At 67.2% G+C, this 18,541-nt stretch carries 18 protein-coding genes; 9 read left to right on the top strand and 9 right to left on the bottom strand.

Annotation, left to right across the window (positions count from 1 at the left end; translation table 11 throughout):
- Window positions 1-62: 62 nt before the first annotated feature.
- Window positions 63-1,415, top strand: a complete 1,353-nt coding sequence (locus ACWRN3_RS00820) for an MFS transporter (RefSeq protein WP_255174813.1) — start codon at window positions 63-65, stop codon at window positions 1,413-1,415.
- 7 nt (window positions 1,416-1,422) lie between these two features.
- On the opposite strand, the gene purN is transcribed toward ACWRN3_RS00820, so the two are convergent.
- Complete coding sequence (gene purN, locus ACWRN3_RS00815; RefSeq protein ID WP_255174812.1) at window positions 1,423-2,004, bottom strand: phosphoribosylglycinamide formyltransferase; 582 nt, start codon at window positions 2,002-2,004, stop codon at window positions 1,423-1,425.
- Window positions 2,005-2,043: 39 nt separating this feature from the next.
- Between purN and ACWRN3_RS00810 the strand changes: the two genes are divergently transcribed.
- On the top strand, window positions 2,044-2,475 hold the full coding sequence (locus ACWRN3_RS00810) for a hypothetical protein (RefSeq protein ID WP_476739622.1): 432 nt from the start codon (window positions 2,044-2,046) through the stop codon (window positions 2,473-2,475).
- A 13-nt stretch (window positions 2,476-2,488) separates the two neighbouring features.
- Here ACWRN3_RS00810 and ACWRN3_RS00805 read toward each other — a convergent pair whose 3' ends face one another.
- On the bottom strand, window positions 2,489-3,805 hold the full coding sequence (locus ACWRN3_RS00805; protein WP_476739621.1) for a cell division protein PerM: 1,317 nt from the start codon (window positions 3,803-3,805) through the stop codon (window positions 2,489-2,491).
- A gap of 438 nt (window positions 3,806-4,243) precedes the next feature.
- Complete coding sequence (locus ACWRN3_RS00800) at window positions 4,244-5,101, bottom strand: DUF2382 domain-containing protein (RefSeq protein ID WP_255174809.1); 858 nt, start codon at window positions 5,099-5,101, stop codon at window positions 4,244-4,246.
- A gap of 258 nt (window positions 5,102-5,359) precedes the next feature.
- Here ACWRN3_RS00800 and ACWRN3_RS00795 point away from each other — a divergent pair, with 258 nt between their 5' ends.
- A complete protein-coding gene (locus ACWRN3_RS00795; protein WP_476739620.1) occupies window positions 5,360-6,514 on the top strand; it encodes a glycosyltransferase family 4 protein in 1,155 nt (384 codons plus the stop codon).
- A complete protein-coding gene (locus ACWRN3_RS00790) occupies window positions 6,511-7,875 on the top strand; it encodes a UDP-glucose dehydrogenase family protein (protein WP_476739619.1) in 1,365 nt (454 codons plus the stop codon). The genes ACWRN3_RS00795 and ACWRN3_RS00790 overlap by 4 nt, the downstream gene beginning before the upstream one ends.
- A gap of 3 nt (window positions 7,876-7,878) precedes the next feature.
- Here ACWRN3_RS00790 and ACWRN3_RS00785 read toward each other — a convergent pair whose 3' ends face one another.
- Window positions 7,879-8,742, bottom strand: a complete 864-nt coding sequence (locus tag ACWRN3_RS00785; protein WP_476739618.1) for an HAD hydrolase family protein — start codon at window positions 8,740-8,742, stop codon at window positions 7,879-7,881.
- Between the two features lie 199 nt (window positions 8,743-8,941).
- Here ACWRN3_RS00785 and ACWRN3_RS00780 point away from each other — a divergent pair, with 199 nt between their 5' ends.
- Window positions 8,942-9,211, top strand: coding sequence for a GlsB/YeaQ/YmgE family stress response membrane protein (locus tag ACWRN3_RS00780; RefSeq protein ID WP_043452229.1), 270 nt, complete (start codon window positions 8,942-8,944; stop codon window positions 9,209-9,211).
- A 212-nt stretch (window positions 9,212-9,423) separates the two neighbouring features.
- A complete protein-coding gene (locus tag ACWRN3_RS00775; protein WP_476739617.1) occupies window positions 9,424-11,499 on the top strand; it encodes a putative bifunctional diguanylate cyclase/phosphodiesterase in 2,076 nt (691 codons plus the stop codon).
- Window positions 11,500-11,515: 16 nt separating this feature from the next.
- Here the strand turns inward: ACWRN3_RS00775 and ACWRN3_RS00770 are convergent, their stop codons facing one another.
- Entirely contained in the window at window positions 11,516-11,911 is a 396-nt protein-coding gene (locus tag ACWRN3_RS00770) for a hypothetical protein (RefSeq protein ID WP_255174804.1), read from the bottom strand.
- Between the two features lie 222 nt (window positions 11,912-12,133).
- On the opposite strand from ACWRN3_RS00770, the gene ACWRN3_RS00765 reads away from it, so the two are divergent.
- Complete coding sequence (locus tag ACWRN3_RS00765; RefSeq protein WP_255174803.1) at window positions 12,134-12,688, top strand: dihydrofolate reductase family protein; 555 nt, start codon at window positions 12,134-12,136, stop codon at window positions 12,686-12,688.
- Here ACWRN3_RS00765 and ACWRN3_RS00760 read toward each other — a convergent pair.
- Window positions 12,685-13,032 (bottom strand): DUF3846 domain-containing protein, encoded by a 348-nt coding sequence (locus tag ACWRN3_RS00760; protein WP_324644517.1) that lies wholly within the window; start codon window positions 13,030-13,032, stop codon window positions 12,685-12,687. The two genes, ACWRN3_RS00765 and ACWRN3_RS00760, sit on opposite strands and share 4 nt — an antisense overlap.
- A gap of 55 nt (window positions 13,033-13,087) precedes the next feature.
- Window positions 13,088-14,044: a homocysteine S-methyltransferase gene (gene mmuM, locus ACWRN3_RS00755; protein WP_255174801.1), complete on the bottom strand. Its 957-nt coding sequence runs from the start codon at window positions 14,042-14,044 to the stop codon at window positions 13,088-13,090.
- A 100-nt stretch (window positions 14,045-14,144) separates the two neighbouring features.
- Here mmuM and ACWRN3_RS00750 point away from each other — a divergent pair, with 100 nt between their 5' ends.
- Window positions 14,145-14,906, top strand: a complete 762-nt coding sequence (locus tag ACWRN3_RS00750; RefSeq protein ID WP_476739616.1) for an IclR family transcriptional regulator — start codon at window positions 14,145-14,147, stop codon at window positions 14,904-14,906.
- A 3-nt stretch (window positions 14,907-14,909) separates the two neighbouring features.
- Here the strand turns inward: ACWRN3_RS00750 and ACWRN3_RS00745 are convergent, their stop codons facing one another.
- Entirely contained in the window at window positions 14,910-15,671 is a 762-nt protein-coding gene (locus ACWRN3_RS00745; protein WP_476739615.1) for an IclR family transcriptional regulator, read from the bottom strand.
- A gap of 95 nt (window positions 15,672-15,766) precedes the next feature.
- Window positions 15,767-17,203 (bottom strand): amino acid permease, encoded by a 1,437-nt coding sequence (locus ACWRN3_RS00740; protein ID WP_476739614.1) that lies wholly within the window; start codon window positions 17,201-17,203, stop codon window positions 15,767-15,769.
- Between the two features lie 209 nt (window positions 17,204-17,412).
- Here ACWRN3_RS00740 and rlmC point away from each other — a divergent pair, with 209 nt between their 5' ends.
- Window positions 17,413-18,540 carry a 23S rRNA (uracil(747)-C(5))-methyltransferase RlmC gene (rlmC, locus tag ACWRN3_RS00735; RefSeq protein ID WP_476739613.1) on the top strand — a complete coding sequence of 376 codons (1,128 nt, stop codon included), beginning with the start codon at window positions 17,413-17,415 and terminating at the stop codon, window positions 18,538-18,540.
- Window position 18,541 lies beyond the last annotated feature (1 nt).

Genomic DNA, 18,541 nt, shown 5'->3' with positions numbered 1-18,541 from the left:
GGTGTGTCGGCCGGAGTGTGAACGCCGTGGGCGCGGGCTAGAGTTTTGAACAGGAGGCGGCGATGAACACTTACACCACTGTGCCCAGCGGCGAACAGGTGGTCCAGGAACTTCCCTGGCGATGGAAAGTCCAGGGCAGGATCTTCCTGATCGGGGGCCTCGGCTTCATGTTCGACGCCTGGGATGTGACCCTGAATGGCATCCTGATTCCATTGCTCTCCAAGCACTGGTCGCTCTCCGCCGGAGAGGCCGCCTGGGTGGGTACGGCGAACCTGATCGGCATGGCCCTGGGTGCCTTCATCTGGGGAACGATTGCGGACACCGTGGGCCGCAAGAAGGCCTTCACCGCCACCCTGCTGCTGTTCTCGGTGTTTACCGTCCTGGGCGCGTTCGCCCCCGACTTCATCTGGTTCTGTGTCTTCCGGTTCATGGCCGGGTTTGGCCTGGGTGGCTGCATTCCCGTGGATTACGCCCTGGTGGGTGAGTTCACCCCCCGGAAGCAGCGCGGCAAGGTGCTGACAGCCATGGACGGCTGGTGGCCCATCGGCGCAGCCCTGGCAGGGTTCGTCTCCGCCGGACTGGTGGCCCTCTACGGCGACTGGCGCCTGACCATGCTGGTGATGGTGCTTCCCGCCCTGCTGGTCTTCTGGATCCGGCGGAGCGTGCCGGAGTCGCCGCTGTTCCTGATCAGGAAGGGCCGGCGGGAGGAGGCCGCCACAATCATCGACGGGCTGGTGGAAGCCACCGGGGCGGAACCCCGCGCCTACAGCCTTCCCGATGCCCGGGACGTTCCACGGCTTTCCGCCGGCAGCGCCTGGACCCAGCTGCGCTCGGTGTGGCAGTTCAATTGGAAGATCACGGCTGCCGCCTGGGCCCTGTTCTTCAGCATCCTGCTGGTCTACTACCTGTCCCTGACGTGGATGCCGAGGATCCTTATCGGCGCCGGGTTCGCCGAATACAAGGCGTTCGTCACCACGGCGTCCATGGCCGCCGTCGGCTTCCTGGGCGTGGTGGTGGCGGCGCTCCTGGTGGAGCGGGTGGGGCGTAAATGGATCCTTGCCATCACCGGTCCGCTGTCCGCACTGACCCTGGTGATCGTGGCGTTCGTGGTGGACATCCCCACGGCCGCGGTGTTCTGGCTGCTGGTGTTCGGGTTCGTGGTGCAGGTGGCCATTCCGGTGCTCTATGCGTATGTCTCTGAGCTTTATCCCACCGAACTGCGCGGCACCGGGTTCGGCTGGGCGTCCACATTCTCGCGTCTCGGTGCGGGTTTTGGGCCGTTAATCTTTGCCAACTACTTCTGGCCGGAATTCGGGCTGGCCACATCCTTCGCCCTGGCCGGTGCCCTGGTGCTGGCCTCCGTGCTGTGGATGGCGTTCTTCTCCCCGGAAACCCGGCAGGCGCGCCTGCAGTAAACCCGCCCTAGGCTGCGGAGTACGCGGGGTCGGCGGCCAGGGCGGCCAGGGTGGAGACCAGCAGCCGGCGCTCAACCACCTTAATGCGCTCGTGCAGGGTTTCCTCGGTGTCGGTGTCCTCGATGGCCACGGCTTCCTGGGCAATGATGGGTCCGGTGTCCACGCCGGCGTCTGCCCAGTGCACGGTGCAGCCGGTGACCTTCACGCCGTATGCCATGGCATCGCGCACGCCGTGCGCACCGGGGAAGGCCGGGAGAAGGGCCGGGTGCGTATTGAGGTATTTGCCCTGGAAAGCGTCGATGAACTCCGGGCTGACGATCCGCATGAACCCGGAGGACACCACCACGTCCGGCTTGTAGGCGGCCACAGCCCGGGTCAGCGCCGCGTTCCAGTCTGCGCGGTCCGGGTAGGCCTTGAAGTCCACTACGAAGGTGGGGATCCCGGCGGCAGCGGAGCGCTCGACGCCGTAGGTTCCCTCGCGGTCCGCGCCCACCGCTGCGATGTCCACGTCGAGGTCCCCCGCCTTGACGGCGTCGATGACTGCCTGGAGATTGGACCCGGTTCCGGAAACGAGGACGACGATACGCATTGGTCCAGCTTAGGTGCAGGCTCGCGTACGCTGGAAAACATGAACAGCGAACCGGGCCGCAGCGGGCAGCAGCAGGTCAGGCCCCCGCTCAGCGAGGCGGCGAAAGCTTCCCTTGCCAAGACCCGCACCCTGTTCCGGATGTTCGTGGTCTCGGTCTTCGGATCGTTCTTCGTGTACCAGTTGGACGTCGGCTACCTGTGGCTGGCAACCGTGCTGACCGCCGCGGGCCTGGTCCTGGGGGTAGTCCTGCTGGTCCGGTCAATCCGCCTTAAGGAATCCAGGCTGGTTCTCCTGGGCACCATTTCAGGGCTGGTGGTGGCCGCCGTCATGGTGCTGCTGATTGTCACCACCATGGTCCTGTTTGACCAGGTGCGCGAGTACCAGGCGTGCCTGGGCCGGGCGCTGACGGACCGGGCGACCCATGCGTGCATGGCGCAGTTCCAGGACGTCCTGCCTGCCAAGGTCCGCTAGCCGCGGCCTGGTCCTAGTGGACCAGCTCCGCATCGTGTTCCGCTGCCCCGGTGTTCTCCCGCTCCAGCCACGGTCCGGCAGCGTAACCGACAACGACGCCGATGCCTACCTCGGCAGCGACCCACAGGCCGGTCCACAGGGGGTCGGGCCCAATGGCCGTCAAGCGGCCAAGGCCGGCTGACCCCCTGGCGATCCAGGCCAGGGAGGCGGTCAGCAGGCCCGCCGCCACCCCCACGAGCACGCCGAGCACCAGCGTGGAGACGGCGGCGGTGAACCAGCGGGCGTGGACCTTGATGGCGAGCCATTCGTCGAAGTGGTTTTCGCCCTCCCGCAGGAACCACCATCCCGCCATGACACCTGCCAGCACCGGAACAACCAGGGCCACGAAGGCGTAGTCCAGGGACCCCGACGGGATGGCAGCCAGGACCGGTATGGACGGAAGCGGCCCGACGGCGGTGCCCAGCGCCCCGGCCTGGGAGCCTGCCCCCATGGCAAATCCCGCGCCGGACGTCCAGGCGAGGGCGAACACCACAAGGTTGGGCAGGAAGCCCAGCTGCGCGATGGTGAGGGCGGCACCTCCTACCGGGCCGGCGTCGAGCGCTTCATAAACGGAAACCACCAGGTTCCAGTGGATGAACAGGTCTGCCGCCAGCAGCACTGCGGCCAGGGTGAGGGCGGACAGCACGGCGACGGACCCTGCTTTGGCCGCGGATGCGAAGTACGATCCGGCCCAGCGTGAGTGCTGGCTGGTGCGCGAGATCCAGTCCACGGCGTCAACGCCGATCAGCCGGCTCCAGGACCCGGCCTCCCTCCGTGCGCCAATCACCATTCCCAGCCCGAACGGGACCAGGGGAACCAGCATGGCGAACCAGAGGTTGATGCCGACGTCGGTGCTGCGGCAGACGAACCCGGTGGCAGCGCCGAACGCTGCATACACTGCCCACGAGCCCAGCAGCGCTTGCCACAGCTGGTCCGTATAGGAGGCGCGGGCCAGCCGCCGGCCGGCGCGCCAGGCCAGGAGGAACGGGATGAGGGTCAGGCCCAGGGGAATCAGGCTCAGGATGCCGGACCCGCCGTGGGTGGCAGTCCCGGGTCCTGTGCCGGCAAGTTCCAGCGGCACCCCGTGGACCAGGAGCCAGGACTGTCCGGCCAGGCGGGCCAGGACTTCGAACTGCCCGTTCTGGAATCCTGCAGTGGCCCAGACAGCGACGATGGGCGCCACGACCACCAGGGCCGAAATGATGGCCGCCTGCGCCGCTTCAAGGGCACCCTGCAGCCATAACGGCATGGGTAGGCCACGGTCTCCGGTCTGATCAGCGCGCAGTTTCATCGTGTTCCATGGTGTCACGCCGGGCGTGCCGGACCCGCGAACGACAGGCTCCAGGGCGGCACTGATCACCAATCAAGTGCCCCGGCATGCGGCGCTTTTTGCCCTGCCCCGCCGTAAAATTGGTAGAAACCAAAACCCGCCGCCCCGCTGAGGGCATGGTGCGATTTCTGCTGGCTGCCGGACGTGGACGCTGCCAGCCGTGTACCCGGATACCGTCAACCGGGAAAACAGGAGCCGCGAATGAGAGATGAACCGTAAGTTCTGAAGATATTCGTCCTACTGGCTGGTGCAGCCACCGCTTCCGGCGCGGCTGCACCAGCGTTTTAAACGGCAGCGGCGCCGGGAGCCCCCAAGGTAGCTCCCGGCGCCGTTCACCGTGTCAGGGCTGCTGATTCAATCAGCCCGCCCGCGGGACGGGGGCCGAAGCCCCCGCGCCGGTCAGCGGCGGTGATCGCCGTCTGTTTCGATGTTCTCCTTGCGGACTTCCTCGTTGACCGTGACGTCGTCGCGGACAACGTCCTTGTCCAGCCGGACCCGCTCCACCGGAACAGCTTCCTTCTCAACGACGGGGCGCTCCTCGTGGAGGATCACTTCGTGTTCTTCCTCGCTGATGTCAGGTCCGCCGAGGGCGGCACCGCGGTTTGCGTCGGTGATGGGCTCACGCTCAATCCGGACTTCTTCGCGCTCCACCGGGATGGTCTTGGTGACGTTTTCGGTGGTGACGTACTTGCGCAAACGTACCCGGCCGGTGGCCTCACGCTCCTTGCCCACGTGCAGCCTCTCCTCGGACCGGGTCATGGCGTCGTCCGTGGTGGGACCGGAGGTGTCGTGGCCAACGGCGCCCCGGGCATCCGTGTCGCGGTCGTAGGTGTCGCGGTCGGATGTGATGCCTGCCGTGGGGGTGCCGGCGTTCAGGTCGGCGTCGCCCTGCAGGTCAACATCCCTGTCGGTGCCGGTCCGGGCCTCGGTGTAGGTCCGTGCGCCACGGTCGTAGTACGTGTACAGCCGGTCCTCTTCCTCGGGGGTGAGGTGACCGTCTGCGTCCACGCGGGGAGCATCCTTGACGTGTTCCTTGGTGTAAGGCACCACCAGGTCGTCGCCCTGGTGGTGGGCGCCCTCGACCGGAATGAACGACTCCGAAGTTCCGAATAGGCCGGTCTTGACCGTGACCCATGTGGGCTCACCCGTGTCGTCGTCTGCGTACAACTGTCCGATCGAACCGATCTTGGTGCCATCGGAACCGACGACGTTGCCGCCCTTGGTGAGCAGGTTTTCAAGATTTTCCCTGTTGAGCATGACTCTCCTTGGATGTGTCTTTGCACTGGGTCTGCCAGCAATGGATGTCCTGGCGCGGGTTGTCCCCGACGTCTGGCTTCCGCCCCGGCTGCTTGAGGCTTTGCGCTGACTGCCCCACTACCGTAAGCATGCTTAGCATCAGATGCCAAGCCTACTTACTAAATAATTTGAAACTCAGGGGCAGTTGTTCATCCGGCCTTCTCCTCGGGGTAACGCTTTCTCCCCCGCCATTTCAAGGAAGGCGCCCACGGTTGAAGGGTGCGGATCGCAATTGTTGCCGAATCTTTTTTGCCATTGATGAACGGTGTCACCCACTCCATCCTGCGGGTCCTGGACCATCTGCAGGAGCGGGGCGACGAGGTCCTGGTCATAGCACCTTCCGCCCACGACGGGGAGGCAGCCGAGGTCAAAGGCGCCGAGGTCCACAGGCTCCCGGCGGTTCCGCTGGCGGGCTATGCGAACGTGCGGGTGGCGCTGGGAGGGGTGTACCGGGTCAAGCGAATCCTTGCCGAGTACGCGCCCGAGGTAGTGCATCTTGCCTCACCGTTCGTGCTGGGCTGGCGTGCGGCCCAGGCGGCCAGCCAACTGGGGATTCCCACCGTGGCGGTCTACCAGACCGAGGTCCCCAGCTACGCCGCCCGGTACGGCGTGCCCTTCCTGGAAAACTGGGCCTGGAACAGGGTGGAGAACATCCACCTGCTCTCCTCACGCACCCTGGTGCCCTCCACATTCGCGCTGAACCAGTTGCGCGGCCGGGGCATTCCGCGGGTGCGCATGTGGCGGCGCGGTGTGGACACCGCCCGGTTTTCGCCGGAAAAGCGCGACGACGGGTGGCGGGCTTCAGTGGCCCCGGGCGGGGAACGGATCATCGGCTACGTGGGCAGGCTGGCGGTCGAAAAGCAGGTGGAAGACCTTGCCGCCCTCGCCGGCATCCCCAACACCAGGCTGGTGGTTGTGGGTGACGGCCCGCAGCGGGCAGCCCTTGAGGCGGCCTTACCCGGGGCGGCGTTTACCGGCTTCCTGGGCGGTGATGACCTGGCACGGGCGGTGGCATCGTTCGACCTGTTCGTCCATCCTGGCGAGTTCGAAACCTTCTGCCAGACCATCCAGGAGGCCATGGCATCGGGCGTACCCGTGGTGGCCACGGGCCGGGGCGGCCCGTTGGATCTGGTGGAGAACTCGCGCACCGGATGGCTCTACGAACCGGGCGACTTGTCCGCCTTGCGGGCCCGGGTGCAGGACCTCGTGGGCGACGACGCCAAACGGCGGGCATTTGCGGCCGCAGCACACGCCTCGGTCCAGGACAGAACCTGGCCCGCGCTCTGCACGGAACTGGTGCAGCACTACGCGGACGTCATCGCGGGGGCGGCCGCACCCGCACAGAAGGTTTCAAAGGCAGGAGCATCATCATGAAGATATCCGTGATCGGCTGCGGCTACCTGGGCGCGGTCCACGCAGCAACCCTGGCCTCCATGGGCCACACCGTGGTGGGCATCGACGTCGACCCCGGAAAGGCGGCGCAGCTGGCACAGGGTGCCGCACCGTTCCACGAACCTGGACTGGATGAACTGCTGGAGCACGGCCGCGCCACCGGACGGCTGCGCTTCTCCACCGATCCCGCCGGGGCAGGGGACGCACAGGTGCACTTTTTGTGCGTGGGGACGCCGCAGGACAGGACGTCCGACGCCGCCGACCTCACCTTCCTGGTCTCCGCCGCGGCGGCCTTGCTGCCGCACCTGGCCGCGGGCGCCGTCGTCGTCGGTAAATCCACGGTGCCCGTTGGCACCGTGGACATGCTCCAGGACGTCCTGGCCGCACGGCCTGATGTGCTGCTCGGCTGGAATCCGGAGTTCCTCCGGCAGGGCACCGCCGTCAAAGACTCCTTGGTCCCGGACCGGCTGGTCTACGGCGTGGACGGCGGCCGGGCCGCCGCCTTCCACCCCGCCACCGGCGCGCCCCTGGGGGTGGCGGCGGCCCTGGACGCTGTCTATGAGCCGCTGCTGGCTGCCGGGATCCCGCGCCTGGTCTGCAACTTCGCCACGGCAGAACTCATCAAGTCGGCCGCGAACGCGTATCTGGCAACCAAGGTCAGCTTCATCAACGCCGTCGCTGGACTGTGCGATGCCGCGGGTGCTGATGTCACCGAACTCAGCGAGGCGATGGGGCTGGATCCGCGGATCGGTGGCCGGTACCTGCACGCGGGGCTTGGTTTCGGCGGCGGTTGCCTGCCCAAGGACATCCGCAGCTTCCGCACCCAGGCCGCCGCCCTGGGCGTGCCCGCGGTGGAGGACTGGATGCGGCTGGTGGATGCGGTGAACCTGGGCCAGCGGGAACGTACGGTGCGCCTGGCGGCGGAACTGTGTGGCGGGATGCTCGCCGGGCGTTCCATCACCGTGCTGGGTGCCTCCTTCAAACCGGATACCGACGACATCCGCGACTCCCCTGCACTGGATGTTGCGGACCGGCTGGCCGCCGCCGGTGCCCATGTGACCGTCACGGACCCCAAAGCAGTGAACCTTGCGTGGCGCCGCTACCCACGCCTGCGCTTCGAGGCCTCCGCGGCGCGGGCGCTCCAGGACGCCGAGCTGGTGCTGCTCCTCACCGAATGGGACGAGTACCGGCAGCTGTGCCCCGCCTCGGCCGGGCAGCAGGTACGACGCCGGGTGGTCCTGGACGCGCGCAATGTGCTGGATGCTGCGGCCTGGCAGGAACAGGGCTGGGTGGTGCGCGGGCTCGGGACCACCGCGGGTGCCCTGGCGGCGGCCGCATACTGAGGCTTAGCCCAGGAGCCCCAGCTCGGCGAAGGCCAGCGCAACGCCGCCACCGGCCGGCGCGGCAGTAACCCTGTCCGCTACGGCAAGAACGGAGGGATGGCCTCCTTCCACGGCGATACCCACGCCCGCGTACTCAAGCATCTCGACGTCATTGGCACTGTCGCCGATGGCCACGATGTCTGCCCGGTCCAGGCCGAGCCGGGCCTCCACCATCTGGATACCCACGGCCTTATGGGTGCCCGCCATGTAGATCTCCCCGGCACGCTCGCCCAGCGCCGACAGCGAACTGGGAATCAGCCCCACCCCGGGGCCGAAGGTTTCCATCAGGCGGCTCAGCGGCACCGGTGAATCGAAGCAGGAGATTTTGGCGTAGGACGTGGCGCGGAGGTCGTCGCTGTACTGCATGGGCCCCAGGATGTCCTCGAGCGGATCCACATCCGTGCTGAGGACGCCGTCATGCTGCGGCCGGCCGGCAAAGATGGGCCCAAGGACCTCCCGCAGCCGCCGGTCCACGCCCGTGCGGCCATGCAGGGCCTCCGGCGCTTCCAGGATGTAGGCGGCACCGTGCGCGTCGAGCGTTTCGACGATGCGTGCCGCCAGCTCCGGCTCAAAGCGGGTGTCCTTGAGGACTTCACCGCTGACCTCCACCCTGGCACCGGCTCCGGTAATGGTGCCGTCGAATCCCGCCTCGAGGATGTGCCCGGGCACCATGGACAGGGGACGTCCGGTGCAGACGAACACCAGGTGGCCCCGCTTCCGGGCGGTCCGGACGGCGTCCACATGGGCTTCCGGAGCAAGCCCGTGATCGGCGTAGGTGCCGTCGATGTCAAGGAATATGGCTCGCGGCCGCTGGGTGTGGCTGGACATGCCGGAGCTCCTTCACCAGATGCAGGGACATCCAATCCTAGCGGCAGCCGCTTTACCGGCGGAGAAATATTTCCCGAATTCGGGTCAAACTGACAGTCATCCTGTGATATTGAAAGCCTTGCAGAGTAGTAAGCCTGCTGATTGAATGAGGGAACCGGAAATGGGGGCCCGGTACAACTTACTGACAAGGAGTGGCAACATGGGCATTATTGGATTTCTCATTTTGGGCCTGATTGCTGGAGCCATTGCAAAGGCCATCCTGCCGGGACGCCAAGGCGGCGGCTGGGTGATCACGATGGTCCTCGGCGTCGTTGGGGCCATCCTGGGCGGCTGGATCGGATCACTGATCTTCGGCGGCGGACTGGCCGAATTCTTCGACATCAGGACGTGGCTGCTGGCCATCCTCGGCTCGATCATCGTGCTGCTGATCTACGGCGCCGTCACCAACCGCAGCGGCCGCCGGGTGTAGCCGCTTTCCCATATTCATCAGTAAGAGGCGCCGGACCCCATTGTGGAGTCCGGCGCTTTTTACGTCCGGGGCCAGGTTCGTGCTGGACCAACATGAAGTTAGGGTACCGGCCCAATTTCCCCCTGCGGCCTTTATGATTGCGAAGGGGTGGTGTGATGACCGGTTTTTCGGGCCGTGACAACAATGTGGCATTACAAACTTTTGGCGGTGTCATGGACGCAAGTCCGGATGCGCTTATGGCCCTGGCTGCGGACGGCACCGTCCTGGCGGTAAACGCGGCAGCGGCACGGCTGTTTGGCCTGCACCGGGACGCCTTCGCAGGCCTGGACCACCGGCTTCTGATCGGCGAGGGCTTCCGCGACGACGTGGCCCACCTGCTGCACCAGCTCCTCACCCACCGGGAAGAGCATCCACCGCCGCTGGAAATCAGCGCCCTGCGCGGGGACGGAACCGAGGTCCCCGTTGAACTGGCCGTGGCCGTCCTCCCCGGGCAGGACCCGGCCGGCGCACGGCTGCTGCTTTCGGCCCGCGGCACTGCGCACCGCAAGACGGCCGACGCCAACCTCCGCGAGGCCATGTCCCTGCTGACGGCCACCCTTGAATCAACCGCAGACGGCATCCTGGTCATCGCCACCGACGGCAGCGTGGCCGGATTCAACGACCAGTTCCTCACCATGTGGGGCATCCCTCCCGAGATGATGGAGGCCGACAGTGAGGAGCCGGCGCTGCGGCTGGTCATGGCGCAGATCGCAGATCCAGTGCCCTTCGTCGCGCGGCTGGGCGAAGTCCAGGAGGACCCGGCGGGCGAAAGCCACGACGTGGTGGAACTCCGCGACGGCCGCACCCTGGAGCGCTATTCCCGCCCGCAACGCGTAGGCGAGAAAATTGTGGGCCGCGTATGGAGCTTCCGCGACGTGACGCCGCGGCGGAGAGCTCAGGAGCAGGCACAGCAGGCCATGATGGACCTCGCCGTGCAGGCTGAGAAGCTGCGCGCCATGGCCTTCCAGGACCCGCTGACCGGGCTCGCCAACCGGGCCGTCTTCAACGATGCCCTGGCCGAATCCCTGCAGGAACCGCGGCTGAAGACGGTGGATGTCCTGCTCCTGGACCTCGACGACTTCAAGGAAGTCAACGATATCCTTGGCCACCAGGCGGGCGACGACATGCTCATCGAGGTGGCACGCCGGCTCCGCGGCTGCGTTCCCACGGCCGACGTCGTGGCCCGGCTGGGCGGCGACGAGTTTGTGGTGCTCCTGACTGCCTGCCCCGACGCCGACGCAATCGCGGCGTGCATTGTGCGCTGCCTGCACGTCCCGGTGACTATCGGCGGCACCGTCCTCCGCCCCAGCCTGAGCCTGGGGCTCGCCTCCCTGGGCCAGGACAGCGTGGGCCCTTCCGAACTGCTGCGGCATGCGGACATCGCGATGTACGCCGCCAAGGCCGCCGGCAAGAACCGGTTCCTGCGGTTCCACCCGGACATGATGCAGGCGCTGGTGCAGCGGACGCACATGGAAAGCGGGCTCCAGCTGGCCGTGCCCCGCGGTGAAATCAGCGTGGACTTCCAGCCGATCGTCTCGCACCGCATGGGGCAGGTGGTCCAAATGGAGGCGCTGGCCAGGTGGGACCGGGGCGGCGAGCGGATACCGCCGTCGATCTTTATCCCACTCGCCGAGCGCACCGGGCTGATCGGCGAGATCGGGGCCGAGGTGATGGCCACCGGAATGGTGCAGCTGGCACAGTGGCTCAGCGGGGATCCGTCACGGTCCCTGGCCGTGAACGTCTCCGGCGTGCAACTGCAGGAACCCGATTTCGCCGGGAACGTCCTGCGACTGGCGGAAGCCAGCGGTGTAGCGCCTTACCAGCTGGTTGTGGAAGTTACCGAGAGCGTGTTCTTCGACGCCGACTGCAGCCTGATCCAGCAGCTCAGTGCACTGCGGGACGCGGGTGCCCGGGTGGCGCTGGATGACTTTGGCACCGGCTACTCCTCGCTGGGCCGGCTGCAGGACCTGCCCGTGGACACCGTCAAGATCGACAAGACCTTCGTGTCCATGGTGCGGACCGGCAATGAGCGCCTGCCCATCCTCAGCTCCATGATCAACATGGCGCACAGCCTGGGCCTGACCGTGACGGCGGAGGGCATCGAGACGGCGGCGCAGGCGGACTACCTGACGGCGCTGGAGTGCGATTCACTGCAGGGGTACATGTTCTCGCTGCCGGAACCCGGCGACAGGCTGCACCAGGCTTTGCACCACGCGGAAGAGGCCCTCAACGCGCTGAAAGGCAGGTAGCCGGAAGACTCCGGGGTCAGGCTGCTTCCTGGCGGCCCGGGCGCTGCGGCTTGGCCGGCGCGGGCTGGGAGTTCTGGGACTGGGAAGCCTGGGGCTGGGCGGGCTGGCCCGATTCCCCGGCACCGGCAGGAACGTTGACCGTGCCGGCGGCCGCGGAGGGGGCCGGGACGGCAGCACGGTTGCGGCGCCAGCGCCGCACCAGGTCGGCGGCGGCCAGCAGTCCCGCGAGGGGCGTCAGCACAGCTGCGGCGTAGACGAACAGCATCCAGGTCAGGGTGGTCAACGGCGGCTGGTTGTTGTTGAGCAGCGACAGCCCGCCCAGCATGGCGACAACCCAGAACAGCAGGACGGCAGACAGCACGGCGCCGGCAGGGAAATACTGGTTGGTCACGACTTTTTTCAGGGTTTCCATGCACTTCCTCCTGCCTGGCCGGGGGACGGCGAAAGCCGTTCACTCACCAGTATGGGGCCCGGCAGGTTCGAAACTGCGCAAGACAACACGGCGAGTGATGAAGCTAACGTGACTGCCGGCGTCGTCCGGATCCGGGGGCCGAAACGACCGGCCCAAAACCCTTCCCGCACAGGACTTGGCCGAATACCGTAAGGCCTGTCCGCATATTATCTGGAGGCTCCCATGCGCAAAGTCACTGCCGGCCTGTTCCACTCCGTGGACGGGGTGGTGTCCGAACCTTTCAAGTTCCAGTTCGACAGCTTCGACGAGGAGCTCGGTACGGGCCTGGCCAGGATGATCAACACCGTGGACACCGTCATCCTGGGCCGCGTGAGCTACCAGGAGTGGGCGGATTACTGGCCCACCGCCCCGCAGGACCAGGACTTTGCCGCGTTCATCAACCCCGTGGAGAAGTTCGTTGCATCGCACACGCTGACGGGACCGCTGGAATGGCAGAACTCGCGGGTGATGGACGCGCCGCTGACGGAGTTCGTGGGCGCGTTAAGGGAACGCGACGGCGGGGAAATCGCCGTGTGCGGAAGCATCTCCGTGGTGCGGCAGCTGCTGTTCGCCGGTCTGCTGGACTCGCTGCAGCTGATGACCCACCCGGTGATCGCCGGCAGCGGCCGCCGGCTGTTCGAGGACGGCGACCCACTGACCCGCCTGGTGCTGCAGGACCAGTCGGCAACCAGCAAGGGCAACGTGCTAAGCACCTACGGGGTACGCGCCAGGGATTAGGCGGCTAATGCTCCGAAAAGCTCCTCCACGAGCCGCTCCAGGTGCTCGGGGAGGTCTGCCTCGGTGCCGTGTTCGCCACGGCCCAGGAACACTGCGGTGCCGCGGATCCCGTCAAGGTCCAGGCCGCATTCGTGCATCAGCTGCCCCGCGCGGAAGTTGACCGGCAGGAGCCTCGTGACGCTTTCCGCGTTGAGGTAGACATGCCAGTCGCCGCGGATCACCGATTCCAGCGGGCCGCCCACCAGGGCTTCAAGGGCCTTCAGGTCCGCGTCCACCTGCTCCAGGCGGATGGGCTCGGCATTGCCGGCCGGTATGACAAGTGCTGTGTAAGTTCTGGTGTCCATTGTTCGCTTCTCCACTGGGTTTAACACCCGTGGAGGCGGCAGTGTTCCCGGAACGCTACGCCTGCGCGGCCAATGCGGCGATGTCCCGGGGAGTGGTCCGGCAGCAGCCGCCCAGGATGCGTGCGCCCGCCTGCTGCCATTCACCGGCACCGGCGGCAAGGCCTGCAGGCGCCCCTCCCCCGGCCGAGCCGCCGTACCCTCCGCTTGCCTGGCTCCACGTCTTGGTTGCGGAATCGTAGGTCTCCCCCGAATTCGGGTAGGCCACCAGGGGTATCTCCGTGTGCAGGCGCAGGGCGGCGAGCGCCGGGCCTACCAGGTCAAGGGGCACGCAGTTCACTCCGACCGCCGCAACGTGCGGGTGCCCGTTCACGCGTTGCGCCACATCGGCCAGCGGCGTGCCGTCGCTGATGTGGCCGCCGTCGCGGAGGGAAAAGGAAAACCAGGTGTCGACGCCGTGTTCCCGGCTGAGTGCCAGCAGGGCCTCCGCCTCGGCGAAGGAGGGCAGCGTCTCGAAGGCGAGGAAGTCCACGCCGGCCTTGACCAGTGCCGCTACGCGGGGAGCATGGAACTCCTCGAACTCGCCGGGGGCGAGGCTGTAGTCCCCCCGGTATTCCGAGCCGTCCGCGAGGTAGGCGCCGTACGGGCCCACGGAGCCCCCCACCAGCAGCGGCCCGGCGTCCGGATGCTCCATCAGGTGCTCCCGCCGGGCTTCATCCGCCAGCCGTACGGACAGTGCAACCAGGTCAAGGGCTTCCTCCTCAGCCATGCCCCGTGCCGCAAACCCCCGGGGCGTTGCCTGGTAGCTGGCCGTGGTGGCGATGTTCGCCCCCGCCGCGAAGTAGTCGCGGTGCACGTCCCGGATAAGCCCGGGCTGCTCGAGCAGGACCTTGGCCGACCACAGAGGGTCGTCCAGGTTGCAGCCGCGCGCCTCCAGCTCGGTGGCCAGGGCGCCGTCGGCAATCAGGGTGCGACCGGATTCCAGTGCGGCGGAGAGGGAAGAAATGGGAGGCATAAGTTCACTATAGGCATGGGCTCATGCTTTTACTGAGTGTTACCGGCACCAGCAACCGGCCACACCGGAGGGCCCCTTTCGGATCGCTAGACTCACTTTTATGTCGAAGACCTCCAGCATGGGCCGCGGAATCCAGGCCCTGCTTGCCGTTGGGGAACGCCACGCACGGGGGTTTCCCGGCGGCAGCGCTGCCGAGGTCGCCGCCGATCTGGACCGGGACCGGAGCCAGGTGTCCCGCAGCCTGCGGACCGGCGGACAGGAAGGCTTCCTGGCCCGCACTGCGGCGCGCACCTACGTCCTGGACTGGTCGGTCTACACCGACGCGCAGCTCCTGACCGAACGCCGACTCCAGGCCGACGGCGCCGCCGCCCTGGACGCCCTGGCCGCCGGGACCAATGAGGCGTGCTTCCTTGGAGTGCTGCGCGGCGACAGCACGGTGACCATCGGTGAGAGCGTCCCGGCCGGCAGCAACCTGGTGGGTTCATGGCTGGGCCGCCCTTATCCTGCCTACTGCAGTGACGCCGGCCAGGCGGTCCTGTGGGAAGCACCGGAAGAGGATGTCCGGAGCGTGTTTTCAAAGGTCGCATTCACGCGCCACGGCCCCAACACGCCTGCAGGCGTGGATGAGTTCCTGGTGCGGCGGGAAACCGCGCGCGCCCGCGGATACTCGATCGTGGATGAAGAAGCCGAGCCCGGGCTGTACTCCCTGGCCGTACCGGTCCGCGACTTCAAAGGCGACGTGGTGGCGGCCCTGCAGATCGTGGGCATCAAGGACCGGCTGGAACCGCGGCGGGAATCATGCGCCGCTGCCCTGGTGGCCCAGGGATCCTGGCTCGAGTCGAGGCTCGGCTACCGGAGCTGAGTGTCAGGTTTCGGCTGCACCGAGGCGCGTGGCGGCGGACGAAAGCACAGCTGCCGCCGTGGCGAAATCAGCCCCGAACTCTCCCCGGCTGCCCAGCACGCTGAGCGCCCCCATGATGGAACCGCCGGCGTCCCGCACTGGCACGGCCAGCTCCACCACGCCGTGCTCAAACTCCTCCTCGGCGGCGATGAAGCCGGCAGTGCGGTCCCGCACCAGCAGGTCCCAGATGCCGTCGGTGGTGTGGGCAGCGCCGGGTCCGCCGATGCCGATGTAATTCACATCCGCGAGCAGTTCCGCGAGGGCGGACCGGTCGAAGTCCCACAGCAGGGCCCTCCCGGCGCCGGTGCACCAGACGGGCGTGACCATGCCGGGCACCACGAAACTGCCGGGCACGGCTTCATTGCTCGAGGCGCGGAGCAGGATGACCTGGTACCCGTCGCGGACCGAAAGCCGTGCCCGCACTCCAAGCCCGGCAACCAGCTCCTCGAGCAGCGGCTTCGCCTCCCGGACCCAGCCCGTGTTCAAGGCGGAGGCCAGGCTGAAGAAGCCGGGGCCTGTCCGGAATGGTCCGCGGTCAAAGCGTTCCAGCAGTTCCAGGCCGCACAGCTCCTGGGCCAGGCGCGACACCCGGCTCTGTTCCATGCCGAGCTCCGCGGCGAGCTGCGAAACGCCCAGCGGCGCCTGCCCCCGCTTTTCCCGTTCCACCACGTGCCGCAGGATCCGCAGTCCCTGCGCCATCGAGGACGCCTCGGCGGTTGATTCCACGCTTTCCTGCCCTCCCGGCTGCTGACAACGGCCCCATTGTTCCACGGGCGCTGCTCGTTCCACCCGCGGCGCTGCCGTCGTCGTCCGTGCCCTGCCTACCGGCCTGCCCGCGCGGCCCTGCGTCCGTGCCGGAAGTGGAAGTAGGCGTAGCAGGCGGCGACGAAGGGGATGCCGAAGTAGAGCGCCGCCGCCTGGGCCGGGTCAAGCGCGATGCCGACCAGGGAGATGACGCAGAGGGAGAACGCGAGGATGGGGACCAGCGGGAACAGCGGCGCCCGGTAGGCGAGGGTGGAGAGATCGCCGCCGTCGCGGATGAAGGCACGGCGGTGGAAGTAGTGCGAGGCGGTAATGGACATCCACACCCCCACCACGGCGAAGCCTGCCACGGAGACGAGGACCAGGTACACCGTTTCCGGGGCCACCACGCTGCTGAGCAGGGAAGCGAGGCCGCCCACCATGCTCACGGAGAGCGCAACCAGGGGGATGCCCCGGCGGCTCAGCTTCTTCAGGGCCTGTGGTGCCTGCCCTTCGTCGGCCAGCGAATACAGCATCCGGGCGCAGGAGTAGAGGCCGCTGTTTCCGGCGGACAGCAGGGCCGTGATGATGACGAAGTTCATGATGTCCGCGGCGAACGGGACGCCGATGGCGGAAAAGACAGTGACGAACGGGCTCTCATCCAGCCCCACTTCCGTGTAGGGGATGGTGGCGGCGATAACGGTAATGGCGCCCACGAAGAAGATCAGCAGCCGGATCACGGTGGTGCGCATGGCCTTGGGAATGGCGGTTGCGGGGTCCTTGGTTTCACCGGCGGCGACGCCAATAAGTTCCGACCCGGAGAAGGCATAGAAGACGGCCAGGACCGTGACCAGGATTCCGGTGAATCCGTTGGGGAAGAGTCCCGATTCCGTGGCGAAGTTCTGGAGCAGGAGCGGGTGGTTGCCGCCGCTGTTGAGCGGATGGAAGCCGAACAGCGCCGCCCCGCCCAGGACGATCAGGCCGATGATGGCGGCCACCTTAACGATGGCGAACCAGAACTCGGCCTCGCCGAAGAACCGGGAGGAGACGGCGTTGAAGCCAAAGAGGATGGCGGCAAAGACCAGGCACCAGACCCACACGTCGACGTCGGGGAACCAGCGCTGCATGAGGAGCCCGGACGCGGTGAACTCTGAGCCGATGGCCACGGCCCAGCACAGCCAGTACAGCCAGGCCGTGGCGAACCCCGTGGCCGGTCCGATGGAGCGGGTGGCGTAGATATGGAAGGCGCCGGACACGGGATAGGCGATGGCGAGTTCGCCCAGGCATGCCATGACCAGGTACACCACGAAGGCGCCCACCAGGTACGCGATGACGGCGCCAAGCGGGCCGGCCTGGGAGATGGTGTAGCCCGAGCTGACGAAGAGGCCGGAGCCGATCACCCCACCCATGGCGATCATGACCAGATGGCGCGGCCCCATGGAACGGCGGAGGGCGGACTCCACGGGCTGCGGCGCCGCAGGCCGTGGATCGAGGGTGAGCGGGGGTGTGGGTTCCACGGGTCTCCAAACGAAGAAATGCACGGTGTCAGTGCCGAAAGTAGCACGGGTGCCGAATTTAGCAGCATCAAAAGCATGGAAGCATGCTCATATTGCACGGAGTTACGTTTGGATCCCCGATGGAAGGTACGACGGCGGCACATGGCCGGGTGCCGCCGTCGCGCCTTCCCGTCCTGGCCGGGAAGGCGACCGGGTAAACTTGTGCAGTCATGCGCTGTTCCTACTTTGATGCCGGCACCTGCCGCTCCTGCACCCAGATGGGCAGGCCGTACGGCGAACAGCTCGCCGGCAAGCAGCTGCACTGCCAGGGCCTCCTGTCCGACCACGCCTCGCTGGAGTGGCTGGAGCCCGTGGCCAGCCAGGAGTCCGGCTTCCGCAACAAGGCCAAGATGGTGATCGGCGGGACGGCGCAGAACCCCACCATCGGAATCCTCGACGCCGACGGCCACGGCGTGGACCTGCGCAAGTGCGGCGTCTGCTCCCCCGGCCTGCGGGCCGTCTTCCCGGTGCTGGCCACCTACATCCGCCGCCTCCGCCTGACCCCCTACGACGTTCCACGCCGGACCGGCGAACTCAAACACGTCATCATCACCGAATCCCCGGCAGGTGACGTGATGCTCCGCCTGGTGCTTCGATCGGAACAGGTGCTGCCGCGGATCCGGAAGCACCTTCCGGAGCTCCTGGCCGACCTGCCGCAGGTCAAGGTGGTCTCCGTCAACCTGCTTCCGGAGCACAAGGCCGTACTCGAAGGCGACCGCGAGATCCTGCTGACGGAGCAGTCCACCCTGGAGATGCGGGTCAATGACATCAACCTGCACCTGAGGCCCCAGAGCTTCTTCCAGACCAACACCGGCATGGCCGCGGCCCTGTACCGGCAGGGGCGCGAGTGGGTCAACGAACTGGCGCCGGCCTCGGTGTGGGACCTGTACTGCGGCGTGGGCGGCTTCGCCCTGCACAGCGCTGCCCCGTCCCGGACGGTTACCGGCATTGAAGCCAGCAGCGAGGCCATCGTCTCGGCGCGGCTCAGCAGTGACGAGGCAGGCCTGGCGGGCATGGAGTTCCACGCCGGGGACGCCACCGCGTTCGCCCTCACCGCGGCGCAGTCGCCGGAACTGGTGATCGTGAACCCGCCGCGGCGCGGCATCGGCAAGGAGCTGTGCGGCTGGCTGGAGTCATCCGATGTCCAGCATGTGGTGTACTCCAGCTGCAACGCCCAGTCGCTGGCCCGCGACCTGGCCGCGCTCCCGTCCTTCACTGCCCGGCGGGCACGGGTCCTGGACATGTTCCCGCAGACCACCCACTACGAGGTGATGGTGCTCCTGGAACGGACGGCCTAGC

It is taken from the genome of Pseudarthrobacter sp. rb (assembly GCF_056389225.1).
The sequence above is the reverse complement of the archived record's forward strand: the minus strand, read 5'-3'. Positions and strand labels throughout refer to the sequence as shown.